The 15,207-nt window shown below is 44.3% G+C and carries 14 protein-coding genes; 1 reads left to right on the plus strand and 13 read right to left on the minus strand.

What is annotated here, in order from left to right:
• Positions 1-4: 4 nt before the first annotated feature.
• From JOE45_RS10915 to JOE45_RS10955, 9 genes are all read right to left on the minus strand, one after another.
• Positions 5-1,807 (minus strand): hypothetical protein, encoded by a 1,803-nt coding sequence (locus tag JOE45_RS10915; RefSeq protein WP_210020171.1) that lies wholly within the window; start codon positions 1,805-1,807, stop codon positions 5-7.
• 18 nt (positions 1,808-1,825) lie between these two features.
• The gene (locus JOE45_RS10920) at positions 1,826-3,433 is read right to left on the minus strand and encodes an MATE family efflux transporter (RefSeq protein WP_210020170.1); all 1,608 of its coding nucleotides are present in this window, start codon (positions 3,431-3,433) and stop codon (positions 1,826-1,828) included.
• Positions 3,434-3,437: 4 nt separating this feature from the next.
• On the minus strand, positions 3,438-4,685 hold the full coding sequence (locus JOE45_RS10925) for a hypothetical protein (protein ID WP_210020169.1): 1,248 nt from the start codon (positions 4,683-4,685) through the stop codon (positions 3,438-3,440).
• Positions 4,686-4,709: 24 nt separating this feature from the next.
• Complete coding sequence (pelF, locus tag JOE45_RS10930; RefSeq protein ID WP_210020168.1) at positions 4,710-6,488, minus strand: GT4 family glycosyltransferase PelF; 1,779 nt, start codon at positions 6,486-6,488, stop codon at positions 4,710-4,712.
• The gene (locus tag JOE45_RS10935) at positions 6,485-7,171 is read right to left on the minus strand and encodes a DUF4956 domain-containing protein (RefSeq protein WP_210020167.1); all 687 of its coding nucleotides are present in this window, start codon (positions 7,169-7,171) and stop codon (positions 6,485-6,487) included. The genes pelF and JOE45_RS10935 overlap by 4 nt, the downstream gene beginning before the upstream one ends.
• 33 nt (positions 7,172-7,204) lie before the next feature.
• Complete coding sequence (locus JOE45_RS10940; RefSeq protein WP_210020166.1) at positions 7,205-7,915, minus strand: polyphosphate polymerase domain-containing protein; 711 nt, start codon at positions 7,913-7,915, stop codon at positions 7,205-7,207.
• Between the two features lie 9 nt (positions 7,916-7,924).
• Positions 7,925-9,586: a CotH kinase family protein gene (locus JOE45_RS10945; protein ID WP_210020165.1), complete on the minus strand. Its 1,662-nt coding sequence runs from the start codon at positions 9,584-9,586 to the stop codon at positions 7,925-7,927.
• Positions 9,587-9,955: 369 nt separating this feature from the next.
• Positions 9,956-10,231 (minus strand): barstar family protein, encoded by a 276-nt coding sequence (locus JOE45_RS10950; RefSeq protein WP_210020164.1) that lies wholly within the window; start codon positions 10,229-10,231, stop codon positions 9,956-9,958.
• A gap of 21 nt (positions 10,232-10,252) precedes the next feature.
• Positions 10,253-10,690: a ribonuclease domain-containing protein gene (locus tag JOE45_RS10955; RefSeq protein ID WP_461479590.1), complete on the minus strand. Its 438-nt coding sequence runs from the start codon at positions 10,688-10,690 to the stop codon at positions 10,253-10,255.
• 204 nt (positions 10,691-10,894) lie between these two features.
• Here JOE45_RS10955 and JOE45_RS10960 point away from each other — a divergent pair, with 204 nt between their 5' ends.
• The gene (locus tag JOE45_RS10960) at positions 10,895-11,161 is read left to right on the plus strand and encodes a hypothetical protein (protein ID WP_210020162.1); all 267 of its coding nucleotides are present in this window, start codon (positions 10,895-10,897) and stop codon (positions 11,159-11,161) included.
• A gap of 26 nt (positions 11,162-11,187) precedes the next feature.
• Here JOE45_RS10960 and qoxD read toward each other — a convergent pair whose 3' ends face one another.
• The 4 genes from qoxD to qoxA are packed head-to-tail and all read right to left on the minus strand — an operon-like array spanning position 11,188 to position 15,053.
• Positions 11,188-11,490 carry a cytochrome aa3 quinol oxidase subunit IV gene (gene qoxD / locus JOE45_RS10965; protein ID WP_210020161.1) on the minus strand — a complete coding sequence of 101 codons (303 nt, stop codon included), beginning with the start codon at positions 11,488-11,490 and terminating at the stop codon, positions 11,188-11,190.
• A complete protein-coding gene (gene qoxC / locus JOE45_RS10970; protein WP_210020160.1) occupies positions 11,491-12,096 on the minus strand; it encodes a cytochrome aa3 quinol oxidase subunit III in 606 nt (201 codons plus the stop codon).
• Entirely contained in the window at positions 12,086-14,062 is a 1,977-nt protein-coding gene (gene qoxB / locus JOE45_RS10975) for a cytochrome aa3 quinol oxidase subunit I (RefSeq protein WP_210020159.1), read from the minus strand. The genes qoxC and qoxB overlap by 11 nt, the downstream gene beginning before the upstream one ends.
• Complete coding sequence (gene qoxA / locus JOE45_RS10980; RefSeq protein WP_210020158.1) at positions 14,052-15,053, minus strand: cytochrome aa3 quinol oxidase subunit II; 1,002 nt, start codon at positions 15,051-15,053, stop codon at positions 14,052-14,054. Before qoxA ends, qoxB begins: the two co-directional genes overlap by 11 nt.
• Positions 15,054-15,207: the final 154 nt, after the last annotated feature.

Below are 15,207 nucleotides of genomic sequence, written 5' to 3' on the forward strand. Positions count from 1 at the left end.
GCTGCTATCCTTCTCCCCAAATTTCCTTTTGAATTTCCTTACGGTTTCGCTCTTGTTCAAAATGATAGATCACGATGCGGTCATCTTCATAGTAGATATTCGCTTTGGGATTCATGACATGATACCTGTCCATCCAATCCTGTAAATCCCGTAATTCCTGATCCCATCTTGAATACTGGAAGGCAAGATGTCCAGCGGTCAGGTCATCGTTGATTTCACGGAGCCTCTTTTCATGAAAAATAAACACATGGGAAGGGATATTTGCATCCGGGTATTCGGTACCGTTTCGGGTCAAACTCGCTTGGGAAGGATCATAGTTTTGTACGAGCTCATGAATATTCATATGAAATCCCTTCCCCCTGACGATGGAAGCCCATGAATCCTTGCCGACAATCATCCAGCTCCTTGGGCTGTATTCCTCACTAATGGTCAGATACTGCGCTGCAGCCTCGTCCCAGTCGACTTTCAGAGGCTGAACGGGCTGAAAAGAGGTAAAATATACGCCTGTGGCAATCAGAGCTGCAAGCATAGCCGATTCCAACCCTTTTTTATAAGAAAACCCGCCGAGGCTTTGAACAAGATAGTGCCAAATAAAGCCCGCAGCCACACAGACTACCAAGGTGAATATGGAAGGTCCTGCGTTCAACATCACCGGGTCGGCGGGACTGACTTGAAACAGCTGGGCAAATAATGGATGGAATGGTTTACCCATAACAAAGCCGATGACGATGGGGACTACCGAAATGGCCGCAGCCGCAACCCATGATATCAAAACCTCTAGGACGGAGGCACTGTTTTTTTTCCTTTTCATGATGATCACGGTCAAAATGATGATGCACACCCCAACCAAAAGAAGCAAAAAAACAACAGGATCGGTCAGCGCGATCACAACCATTCCAGCGGCCATCGTCTGAAATGCGTCCCGGTTTCTTCCCCGTAAATATAAGATTAAAAAATACAAGGTAGGCAGCAAAAATACGTAAGCAAACGTTCTCGGATCCGCCTCGGCTTGCCATTCCCAGTACAGCGGATCCGTATATTCGCCCAGCAATGCAAACAGGCTCACCCCAACGATGCCTCCGAATCTGCTGCCGGTTAAACGGGATATGAAAAAGTATATGCCCAGCATGATGAGGATCGAGCTAAGCGGACCGGTATACTCCGCCATATATAATGTATCGATCCGTGAGAACTCCTGAATGCCAGCCCAGAACACATAAAAGCCCTGGGGTAATATACCGTCGTTAAACAACAACTGATCACGAACATCTTTTACCCATTTCAACGTCGTGTATCGATTTCCATAAGATGGGGCGGCATGGTTAAAAGCATCGTAAAAACGTAAATACCCCGCAAAAGCAAGAACACCGAGTAAGCAGCAGGTTCCGACAAGCTTATCATACGACGAGAACCGTTCGCTTACCGTTTCTTTCATCTGTTTAAGCATGTGGCTGGCATAGTCGTACAGAACCTGCTTCAGCTTATATTTTCCGTCAAAATAGTCATAGATCAAGGTTTCAAAATTAGATAACGAATCGTCCATTCCTGCCTTCTTTTGGCGCATGATATGGATTCGATTCCCTATAGCAATGAGAAGAAAAGCGACGGACATGAGTTCAAATAATTTCAATATGACCAATACGTAACCCAAAGTCATCATGATACAACTCATTTTCAAAACATTGGAAACGATTTTCTCCATCCCATCATGATACGGAGTCCGAAAAAATAACCAAGGCACAATGACCAGTAACAAAAGAAGGGATATGCCATAATGGAGGACCGGCATGATTTGATCAATAAACAAATTAGGCTTCCTCCATAATCAAGATGCCGCATACATATAATAATCCAATTTTTTCAACACCGAGTACACCTGTCGCAGGGATAAAACCACAAACACAAGGGAAGCCACAAGAAAGCCAAGCACCGCATATTCATATCCAAACCATCGGCTTAGTACGAATCCCAAAACCACATTCACCAGCAATGCGGGTATAATCGACTTGATCACTTTATGCGGTTGAGATAATGAAAATAAAGTAACTACGTTCATCAATGCAACGGCCAGCAATACATAGCCAATTAATGAAACAATAAATACAAAGTGAGTGATCGGATTATGATAGATCACCTCTCCCATCTGCGGGTTAAAGTAATCCATAACTGTGCCTACAAAATAGTATAGCCCGACCGCACTGGCAATCGAAACCATCAATATAAACGCAGCACGTAGGAAGTATTCTTTGATGTATTTCTTATTCATTTCTTCGATGTCTTGTCCCAAGTAACTTTTTTGGCTTAATTGGATGTTGGTCATTAATCGATTCAGCACTACCTCGTTAATTCCCATAGGGATAATCAGCACTAGCATGGAGAAATCCAGCCCCAATTCGTAGTCCCCCCGAAACCAGATCACATAGGGCAAGAAGGCATTGTCGACAGACCAGGCCATAATCCGATCGACAAATAGAAAAGTAAAGTATAATATGCCATATACAAAATAAGGCATCGAATTATAAACCGTAACGGACATCTTCGGCAGATTGGGTTCGATTCCTCTCTCCGCCTTCGCTTCCGCTTTCTTGAAAAAATAATGAGCCAGGGCTATTCCGAACAAAGACACCAGTAAAAGGGAAACTAACTGAGAAACAATAATGTTGACATGAAACACAGCGAATAAAATATATACCATTATGATTCCGATAATAATCAGTGCTGTAAACACTAGCTCTTTTCGCAAAATGTACATAATGGTCACGGAAAGCCAAATCGTATTCAGAAAAAAATAGTAGAGAAGGATGACCACGATAATATGGTTTGGAAAGAGCGGAATCAGCATATTGACAACAATGACGAGCCCCGAAAGAATCATGCTAGCAACGGTTCCCATGGCAATGAAATGAAAAGTAACCCGCCGCGCCATTCGATAGTAACCCTGAATAATGTAAAAGAACCCGCGCCTGGCAATCGCTTGCGTGAACCCTCCAACGGTAATAAAACTGAATATCGTTCCTATCGCGATGGCGGTTGCCAGTTCAACGGACAAGTTTTCATAGGACCAAAGTGAAAACCGAAGGGTAATCATCGAGAATACGGAAACCGCCATAGGAAGAGCAAAGATAGCTCCTCTTAAAAAGTTGCTGACGATCAGTCGTATGGCTTCCAGTACTCCCATTTTCTTTTCTTTGCTGAAAGGTGTGAAAATGACGTTACCGTTGCTCAGCTCCCATAGATGTGAAGCCAATTCGAAAATATGGCTCACTCCAAAGGTTTTCGCTGCACGCTCATCGGTCCAGCCCATGGACTCGAGCAAGGCAGCCATTTCATACCGATCCTCAGGCTGAACCCGGCGCTCTTGTATTTCTTTCAGCAGCTGATCGAGATTTTCGCGCTGCTCATTCAATTTGGGTTTGTAATAAACCACTTCCATCCGCTTACTCTCCCAGTCCCCGAATGACCATATTCACGATCAACTCTGCCAGTTTACCTTCCTGCTCAGCCCTATTCAACACTTCCTCTGTAATGACGGCATTCTTGACTATTATCCAGCCGCCGCTGTTGTCTTTCAAATCCGCACCGGCTATTTTCCCTACAATGTATCTTTTTCTTAATTCATAGGTGTGATCGGTCACCGCCTGGCTTTTCCCGGTTTCGATATGATGTTCATGCGCCGGACTATGAAAAGCCTCTTCCGTCCTTTCGGGTGACGGATAATACATTTCGTACGCCATAGGATGACTCGCCCAGGAATGAGGCTCGAACAGCAGCTGTTCTATATCCTCTTCCCAAAAGCTGTTTCCGCCCACCGTCATCCGCTGCTTCTTTTGCGGTGCAGCCATCATAGGAACAGAAGCCCTGGGCTTCAATGGCAGAGCAGCCGACTCCGTGACAGAGGTTTGGGGCTGTATTGGTGGAGCGACCATCTCTGGCCCCGACACCTTAACCTGCATTGACGGTACAGTCCTCTCCACAGCCGATACCTTTGGCTTCATATGATGAATAGATACGACTTTGGCAGGCAATTCTTTTCTAGTTTCCTGTCTTTCTTCCAAGATCAGCTTCCTGCTTTCCAGCAGGATGCTTTCTTTCAGAATGCTTTCTTTCAGAATGCTTTGTATTAAGGTTTCTTTTATTTCGAGAAGAAGCCGTTCTTTGATTTCATCCTCTACCGCTGACTTCGAGACTTCCACCGGTATTTCTATGGCGGACGCCGCTTCGGTCGCACGATGAACCACGGTTTGATATGGAGCAAGCTTGATCCGCAGCGTTTCCCGTGCTTCTAACAACCTGTTCATCTCTTCATAGATTTGCTGCAGCTCTTTATCCTGCATCTTAAATAGATCATGAATATATGCCATGGCCTGCTTTTCATTTAATCCAAATAATCTTTTCTTCCATTGGATCTTAAAATCGTACTGCTGATTCCGCGGCAGGATGGAAGGCTCGACAGGTTCGACCTGAATATTCGGTTTAGGTGAATTCAGCATTGAAGTACCGGAATCAGCCGCTTGAAACCACGTGAGTTGTTGCTGGATTTGGTCATTTTCTGTTTTGACTTCGTCCAGTTTCTTGTTTAGGTTCATGTTGACTTGATCATGCTTTTGTTTCAAATACGAAACCGTGGCCTTAAAGGACTTGCGCTGTACTCCCCAAAAAGCCCGACCGATCCTTCTTTCTCTCATGCTTCACCTCTCCCTCCGGCTGCTCTACGCAATCAATAAGTCCATGAATACCTGGTATTTTTCCATCTCGTTAAAGGCCATATCGTACTGCCCCAAATGATTATAAGCTTCAGCCAATTCCAACAGCAATACAGGCACTGCCTTCGAAGACGGAAACTGTTCAATAGCGGAACGGAAACAGCTTACGGCCTCCTCGTAATAGCCGGCTGATTTGAAAGCAAGACCGCGCTCCATCCACATTCTTTGGTTTGCCATCAACTGTTCGATTGAAAGAACACCCTCATCCTCTTTGGCAGCAGCCACTTCATCCATGACCTGTTCATGCAGTTGATTGGACCCTAGAGACAGTCGAAGATAGCTTTGGTAATGCTCCTTCAATACATGCTCGAGCGTGAAGTACGTTATGGCTCTTTCCTGCGCCTCCGCAGCCATGGATGCCCTTAGCTCGGGCAGGTTCAACAAACGGACGATGCCTTCCGCCAGCTTGGCATGATTTCTTGCGGGCACCAGCAGCCCTGTATCGCCCAGAGCCTCTTTGATTCCGCCGACATCCGTCGAAATGACGGGAGTTCCGGCCATCATCGCTTCTACGACAGAATATGGAAAAGCTTCGGAAATACTTGTTAAAACTACCAGATCTCCGCTCTTATACGCTGCCGCAATATTCGAGGTATGCCCGGCAAATATCACGGTCTCCTCCAGCTCCAGTTTTTTGCGCAATGCCAGGCATTGCTCGTAATAGGCAGGAACGCTCACGGAGCCGTGTATGATAAATTGAACATCCGGGATCTGTAATTTGACTAGCGCAGCCGCTTGAATCAGCATCTCAATATCTTTTATCGGATCGATTCTTGCCACGGTAACGACGGTTGGCCGAGTCGGTCTTTCTGCTGAAGCTTTGAGAAAGACGTCTTTATCCACTCCATTATAAATGACTTTGATCTTTTCTTTAGGAACCCCAAATTCCTGTTCCCATCGGGTATTGTAATGACACACCGGCGATACCTGATCCGCATAGTAATAGTTTATGCTTGTCACGGAATGCACCAGACGCATCAGAAACGTATTTAGAAAGGAAGAGTATTCCCTTTTGGATAGCGATAAATATTGCTCCCTAAGATACACGCCATGCTCAGTCAGCATAAACGGCGTTTTGTTTTTCAATTTGGTCAGTACACATGGAATCCCGCAAAAGGCGGCGGCTGTTGAATGGGCGACATCGACATCCGGAATCGGCGTATTTAATATATTTAGAAAGCGGTAAACCCAACCCAAGCTCTGAATCAGACCATAAATATCGGGCCTGGCCAGCTGGCTGTCTTTGGCCGCCACATATTCCAGTACAATACGTTTGTACGTTTCCCATGCCTCTTCCGATTTAAAGCTGACTTTGTATTCGTAATACTGAAAATACAGATGAAGATCCAGCATCACTTTAGCCAGCCGTTTGGGATTTTTGACCGGACGTATAATTTCTTTGATCAGCTCTTCAAATAAGGGAATAAAATATTTATTTATATTGTTCGAAGTGGTTCGTTTCTTTGCCATGAAGGTTTGAGAAAAAGGGGTCGATAAATGCTCGCTTGGTTCCTCTGTCCCCCATAACGGCATCTTGATTAATGTAGTAGACTCAGGCAATTCAAACTTTTGTGTGACAAACGGATCCATTAACACGCTGTAAATGACATAGTCAACCGCTTCACTCCGCTTAACAAGAAGATCACACCATGTACTCACTCCGCCCTGATGGAACGGATAGGTTCCTTCTGTCGTTAACATGACCTTCAACTTGTTGTTCATCATGGTGCATAATCCCCTGTGTAGCTGACCAACGACACATCAATCACACCGTCTATGGAAGACAGCTCCTTAATAAACTGTGTATTATCATCCTTGATATTCATCTCGACCACTAGTTCAGTGTGAGCTTTGCGAACAGTCTTGGACTTCAGCGTATGCTTCAGCCTGGTTACATGGTAATTGACGGCGTAATCCGCCTCCTCTGTGAAATGCACAATCAGGAGGTAGCTTTCCCCTTTAAGCTTATATTTTGACAGAATATATACCGTGAGTCCAATCAACAGACAACCCATGATCGCCGCAGGATATATTTTTGCTCCTATGGCGATTCCGGACGATATGGCCCAGAACATAAACATGATATCCAGGGGATCTTTAATCGCCGTCCGAAAACGAACAATACTTAGAGCCCCTACCATTCCCAAAGACAATATAATGTTTGTGCTAATCGTCATGATGATCATGGAAGTGATCATGGTCATTAATACCAACGTGACATTAAAGCTGTGATTATACACGACGCCGCGAAAACATTTTTTGTAAATATAATAAATAAACAGGCCAATAAGTAGTGAAATGAACAGCGCAACAGCGATATCCAAAATCGTAAGCGCAGCCTGCTCCGAAAAATAACGTTGAAGAAAAACCTCATCAAATATGCCCTCGAACGTAATTCTTTCCCCCATGTTTAGCGTTCCTTTCTGATGATCCAGCTTACCTTACAGGTGCTGATGCTCTTTCATAAAATGCCTGCAAAGCACGTATTTGGAAATCGCCGTTCGTAGTGAGCCATGGAAATCAAGAAGCTCTCTAATAAAAGAAGGCAGAAATCCGGTATATTTGACCTCAAGAATTTCACGCGGCTCTCGAAATACATACATAGGCACGGCATGAGAATTAAATATATCCTGTGTATTAATCACCGCTGCAAGCCCCTTGTCAAAGGTTACCCTCACATCTCCCAAAGGGTAAATATACGCTTCGCGCGTGTAATCCACGATCACTTTCGGACTTAAGCCATGTACCTTGATTCCGTAATAAAATTGGTGGAGAAGCGGTTCCTTGCGCTTGAGCAAAAACACCACGTCTCCCGCCATGATCTGATCATACTCTTCCCTCGAAAGTGATGCCGACTCCTTGCAAATCATATCGCCAAATTTCGACTTCCGCTCCAGCTTTATCGCATGATCCGATTGGTTATAAATCCGAATTCTATATTTCTTTCTCTTCATGATCCCGTAATTTTTCTCATACAAAGCGTTGTTGTTCAGGTCATCAAAATATAAGCTTCGAATATGGTAGCCTTCCTCACTAACGGAATTGCGGTCCCTATGCAGCAACGTATTCAAGCGCACACGCAACGACTGATGGTCAAACGGATGAAGGTAGTGTTTCAATTCATATCTCAGCTTTTTACCTTCATATTGCATAGGTACCTCCTATGATTCTATTATAATCTGTTTTACCCCGTGAAAGAATTTACCATTCCCGTCGATAAAACTCTCAAAAGCGATTTGCTCGTGCCCTTGACTGTCACGAATAATCACTCTCCAGTAATACACCCCCACCGGAAGCCGCTCCATCGTCAGCTCGGTTTCTTGTAACCCTTTGTTCTCATAAACCATTGTTGAGAAGTCAGGCGTTTGGGCGATTTGAACATCATAGTAAATCTCATCGCCTTGAAGATCGTAGGACGGCCCCCAAGTAAAGGTCATCCGGTCCTTATCGAGCCAAGGCCCCCCAATAAATACCGGCATCGGTTTTTCCAAATGGGTGTAGTATTTATCCAGACTATTCGACGTAAAGTCGGCAAGCGAGTAATATTCTTCATCAAACCGCTGCACATCTTTGGGCAACAGCTGCACATCCGGCGATCGCAGAACCATCGGCTGAATCGTCGGATAATATTGATCCAACAAAGCTTTGGTTCGCTCCTTGTTCATGATCCCGGACAAAGTTTCCATTTTTTCGTTCAAAGCTTCAACATTAGCCGGGTTTTGGAAAAACTTTTTGGCTAACGGCCAACCCCAATACAGCGAAAGTCCTTCCCTGGTCGGATGTATGGTATTCCCCTTGTTTCCCCATTGCCAGTCGTAATTCCAAGCCTTATCGTAATCCCAAGGGATAAAATACCATGTATCAGAAAACCTCGAGCTATATAAAAAGAAGTTATTCCCTGTCGTATCCAGATTACCGGTCATGAGATTAAAGGCGATCCAGCTCAAAAAATTGTTTTTATCGAAATACTTGTTAAATACCCGGTCAAAATTCAATTGATCGTTATTCACATCATCCAGCATGCGGATCAATTTTTCATGGTACTCTCTGCCGCTAATGCTCAGTACGGTCTCAAATTTAGCTTTATCATAGAGCGGATCATCACGATCTCTGAGAAGCTCGGGATACCTGTAGAATTCAAAATTAATCGCCTTATATAGGTAACCGTCCGCATCCAGACCGTTTCGTTTCAGGAACCCTCTATTCACTTGTTCCACGTGGGTGAACAAACCGTAATCAACGAATTCCTGCTCGGGCGGGTTTGCCGTAAGATCCTTCACATATAATTGAGTAAACTGAGTTTCCGAGCTGGCCAACTCAGGAATCAATGAAAGGTAATCATAGCTTAATTTGTTTCGAATACGCGTATAATCGAAAGGATGCTTATTCAAGTTGATGATATGCTGCTGATTCCAAGGCCCCTCTTCATCCATTCTAATTTTGAATGATTTTAAATCCGATTGCCGAACACTGTTTCCTCTTTGTTCAATGGTTGCTCGAACTTCCGCTTCTTGCAGTGATCCGATCTGCAGCATGGCAGACAAACGCGGTTCCTGCTCCAGACTCTCCTTTTGATTCATCTGATTCATGTCTTGAAACGTATACCCATACGCCGGATCTTTATCCAATACGGTGACATACATTTTTTCAAGAGGCTTATTTTTTTCCTCATGTTCGTTATTGGAAGCCTGAGATGAATAACTTATAAATTGAGACCAAAAAGGCGGAGCTTTAAGCTCCGGATCCATTCGTACTGTGTATATGCTGATCCATATGACTACCGGAAAAACAAAAATGATTAATAGAAGAACCTTTGATCGCATTTTCATTTTCCCCCATCACACATCTTTCTTCTGGTTGATGCTGCAAGGAGATATTCGGCGCAGGAGCTTAAGAACTCAACTCAATTCATGTACCCTTTTATCATTATCGGATTCATGTCTGATTGTTTGCATAGAGAACAAAATATTCAAGGTTGGCGGATAAATCGCAGGTAATTGGAGGAATAACCCATAAGTCCTAAGTTCTATCGATACCAGTTGTATCGTATCAAATTTTTGTTACTTTTGAAATATATGCATGATGAATTTTGTAAAAAAACATCAAATATTCTGCATACTAAATATGATGATGTTAAGTAAAATAAATATAGACCGGAGGCTAATAGCACCCGATCTATGATCGCATCGGCTTTATTCGATGACTTCCAAATAAAAGCCATCTATTTCTTGTTCAGCTTCACTTAGAAGTTCGAGCAGTTGATCCGCATATTCGCCCAAATGCCGCCTGCTTGCTTCGAGTCCTATCCATTGTATGGTTAGCGGCAGCTGTATCCACCCTGTCAAACAATCCCACAAAGCGTCCAAATTACTTCCGTACGAGTCCGGAAGCTGCAGTTCTTGTTTTAGAAAGTCGTGTAACTGGCTCCGTTCCTGAATGAGATTGCCGTCTAACAATACCTTGCGCACATTGTCCGCCTCTCTTTCTTATTACATCGGGGTAAACGTTTTATAATGATCTGTTGTCTTATATATGAGTCCATCATTAGAGAAGACAATCCGGTCACTGCCGCGGGTGCCTTTTTTATAATTGATATCGGCCTCATACCATATTCTTCCGTTCTTCTTGGGGAGTAACCCTTCACGATTTCGGAAGACATCGCCGCCTATGCTTTTGCCCGGCGCTACTTCAGGTAAATTTCCCTTTTGCGGTTCCCAGCCTAATTTTCTGGCTTCATTCTTCGTAATAAAATTGTCCGGAAGCTTCCCGTGCTTCGAGATATATTCTGCAACCTCATTAAATCCGGTTAATACAGCTGTCTTCTGTGAATTGGTATTCTCTTGATCTGCTATAAGGGCACAACCACTTAGACCAACCGCTAATCCCAGAATAAGAACGGTACATAGCCATTTCCATAATTTCAACAAGTCTTGTTTCCTCCGAACTTCAGTCATTTTTCTATACTAATGTGACATATTTTGTTCCTAAAAACAATTTGTGTTTCAAAGATTTCACAAAACTTTAATTACTAATAAAGAAGAGTAGCTAGGCAAACCGTAAATATTATGTCCAAAATAATATTTGACAAATTTGTGAACAAGCGTAGAATATGATGTAAAGGAGTGATTACGATGAATGAACATCAACGAAAAGCTCTGAAGTTCACAAATAAGCTTTCTGCCGCAGCTAGCTTACTAGGGTTTGCCGTTATGTTATTCAGCTTATTTGTAAGCGATATCGGAGGGAAATATTTACTATTCATCGGCCTGGGCGTTATTGTCTCCGCTGTGTTCTTTTTTATTTTCGGCTTGGCCCTTGCCTTAGCGGAAGGTGCCAGCCCTAACGGGAGTCAAAGCCTGCCTCATTCAAAAAAAAAAGAGACTAGCCCATGTCATTAAGATCATGGGAGAGTCCCCTTATTGAGTTAATGCATATGGTCTCCAAATGACATCACCCAGATGGTTCCGAGTACAATGATAACTGCCATAAGAATTCCATAAACGATATTAATGACTTGAGTATGACGGTCTTCACCCTCGCTGACATGCATGAACATGAACAGCTGCAATGCTGCTTGAACTACGGCTAATGAGCCGATAATCCACATAATGGTGTGAAAAGGTAACGATGTTCTTAAAGCGACGCCTGCTGCGGAAAAGGTGAGCAAAAGAGATAATATGAATCCAAAGACATGCCCTAGGGGAAAGCCTTTCGCTTTTTTATCCATTTATGCCACCATCCCTTTGAGATACACGAATGTAAAGATGAAAATCCAAATGACGTCCAAAAAGTGCCAATACAGTCCGATAATAAATGTTTTTCGAGCCGTTACGGGTGTTAGCCCTCTTTGCAGAAGCTGAATAATAATCAGGATCCCCCAGCCGATCCCCATGGTCACATGAAGCCCGTGGGTCCCAAGCAGAACGAAAAAGCTGGAAAGGAAAGCACTCGTTTGCATCGTAGCGCCCAAATGAACGTAATGGATAAATTCATTCACTTCCATGATGAGAAAGCCCACGCCAAGCAGTAAGGTGACAACAAGCCACGTGATCAAGCCTTTGAGATGATTACGACGCATCTCCATGATCGCCAGACCGCAGGTAAAGCTGCTTGTCAATAGAAGCACGGTTTGAATCATGACTTCTCTCATCATAATGATGTCTTGATGGGTCGGACCTCCCGCGTACCGTTCGTAAAGCACCCCGTATACACCGAAAAGCGTTGCAAATAAGACAATCTCTGCACCAAGGAAGATCCAGAAGCCGAGAATATTCATGCGGTTCTGTTCTGTTTGGTATTCCAAAGGCTGCGTTGTGCTTACGTTAGCCGACATACCGGTTCACCTCTCCTTCCCTGTTTCTCCACGCCTGTTCCGTCTCCTCAATCTCTTCCTTATGAACGTGATAGCCATCGTTATAATCGAAGGAACGAACGATCAATCCCACAATAATTCCCAAAGCCGCGACTGCCGCAGCGATATGCCATTCAAATACCATAAAGAATCCGGCGATACCGAACACGACGCACATGATAAACGGAAGGCCCGTATTGTTTGGCAAATGAATCTCTTCGATGTGTTCTGCGCGAAGCACCAAACCTTCGTTGTTCTTTTTCATGTGCCAGAAGGCATCTTGCGTCGTGACCTCCGGGAGGTTGGTAAAGTTATAATGCTGGACCGGTGAAGCTGTGGCCCACTCCAACGTTCTCGCATCCCACGGGTCACTTGGAACGTTGCGGTCCGCATAGCGTATGCTCCAGTAAATGTTATAACAAAAGGCTGCAAAACCTAGCGCTAATATAATGGAGCCGATGGTCGACAGAAGGAACAACGGAGCGAAGCCGGATTCCTCCGAATAGGTGTAGGCACGTCTTACGGCACCGTCCAATCCAAGGAAAAACATCGGCATGAACGTCACATTAAAGCCTACAACAAACAACCAGAAGTGCCATTTTCCGATTTTTTCATTCAACATGTGACCGAAGATTTTAGGCCACCAGTAGTATAAGCCTGCAAATACTGCAAATACTACACCTGGAATAAGCACATAATGGAAATGCGCGACCAAGAAAAGCGTATTGTGGTATTGATAGTCAGCCGCCCCCATGCCCAGCATGACACCTGTGACCCCGCCGATAACAAAGCAAGGTATGAATGCCAAGGCCCAGAGCATCGCGGTCGTCATTTTAATGCGTCCTTTACGCATCGTAAACATCCAATTAAACATCTTAACTCCCGTCGGAACTGCGATCATCATGGTCGTAATCGAGAAGAACGAGTTAACTAACGCCCCCGCTCCCATCGTGTAAAAATGGTGAACCCACACGACCATACTTAGAATGGCAATCCCTACAATCGAGAACACCATGGATTTGTACCCATAGAGCGTTTTGCGGGAGAATGTTGCGATAATTTCCGAGAAAATACCGAACGCCGGGAGCGCCACAATATAGACTTCCGGATGAGCCCATAACCAGAATAGGTTCGCCCACAGCATATCCATACCGCCGCCGGATAAAGTAAAGAAATGAGTGCCGTACAAACGATCGAACGTCATCAGAGCAAGAGCTACCGTAAAGATTGGAAAGGACGCTACGATGATGACCGATGTAATGAATGTCGTCCATGTAAACATCGGCATTCTCATTAACGTCATGCCTTTGGTTCTCATCTTGAGAATGGTAACAATAAAGTTAATCCCTGTCATCAGCGTCCCAATACCGGCGATTTGCAAAGCAATCGCATAATAGTTGTTACCGATCCCCGGGCTGAACTCTTTACCCGCGAGAGGGAAATAGGACGTCCATCCCGCATCGGGAGATCCGCCAATAACGAAAGAAATATTGAACAGCATCGCACCGCTGAAGAACAACCAGAAGCTCCAGGCGTTCAATTGCGGGAAAGCCACATCCCTTGCACCGATTTGAAGCGGAATGATCACGTTCATCAAACCGATCAGAAACGGCATCGCCATGAACAAAATCATAATGACGCCATGCGTCGTAAAAATTTCGTTATAATGCTGGGCGTTCAATAACTCCATTTCCGGTCTGGACGTTTGTGCTTTCATCAATAATCCGTCCATACCGCCCCGGAAAAACATCAGGATAGCGGCAATGATATACATGATCCCGATTCGTTTATGGTCAACCGTGGTCAGCCATTCCCTCCACAGCCATTTCCACTTTTGGAGATAGGTCAATCCCCCGACAATCCCAATGATGGTTAAAACAATGGAAATCTGCGCACCTAAGATCATCGGATCCCCTGTAATAAAAATCTCGTTCCATTTAATGCCCATGATGCTCACCTCCGTCGGTCTTAGCCTTGTCTTCACTTTCTACATGGTTGCCAGTACTGCTTGTATCGTTATCTTTGTTCTTGTAGTTATCTTCTTCTTCAAACACTTTGCCTTGATAGCCATGGTACCTGTAAAGCTCAGGATTGGTATACGTCTTGGAATCGGGTTCTGCATGGTTAACCCATTCCAGATGCGTATTGGAAAAGGTTAGACGACCCAAATGAGTCGGTTTCAACAATTCTTCATACTTATCTTCCGTTAATTTAGGGGCTGTTTGTTCGACGTCCTTGACCCATTGGTCAAAATCCTCTTGGGTTTGAGCTAACACTTCAAACTCCATCTCCGCGTACCCACGCCCATTGAAGTTGGTGTTTCTGCCCAAATAGGAGCCGGGATGATCTGCAACAAGATACATTTGCGTTTGCATTTTGCCCATCGTATATTTTTGCCCGCCTAATGCCGGAACCCAGAAGGACTGCATCGTGCTGGCAGACGTTAACTTAAACAGAACAGGTGTATCCTCGGGAATATTGACATAATTGACAGTCTCAATCCCCTGCTCCGGATAGCTAAAGATCCATTTCCAATCCGCTGAGGTGACATGAATGGTAATGGGCGCTTTTTCCTCATAGCCCTTAGGGATTTCTTCCAGATCATACAACGTTTTTACGGTTGGAATGGTCAAGGCTATAACAATCAGGATCGGAATAGCCGTCCAGATCACTTCAAGCAGTGTGCTGCCGTGCTCTTCGGGCGGTTCGTAATCCTTATTTTCAGGCCTCTCCCGATATTTCCAGACAATATAACCAAACAGTCCAAATACAACGACTACAACCAGAAGCATCCACATCAACGACCAGTTGATCAGCTCCATAATGCTTCTCGCCACGGGTCCTTGAGGTTCGAAGACAACCATATTTAGTTCGCAGCCGCTTAGCAGCATAACCAAAATGATGGCCAGTGGAGAAAATAAAAGCTTGCGGTAATTCATGATGGCTCATCTCCTCTCAGAAAAAAAGCATTTGTGAACAAATTCACAATATGTTCAAATCTTTGTGATTCATTTCACTTAATGAATAAATCATAGCATGGCCTTTTCGTGGAATGTGTTACAGATCGGTTAAAACTGTGACAAATCCGGTAAG

This window comes from Paenibacillus sp. PvR098 (genome assembly GCF_017833255.1).
Lineage (GTDB): Bacteria > Bacillota > Bacilli > Paenibacillales > NBRC-103111 > Paenibacillus_G.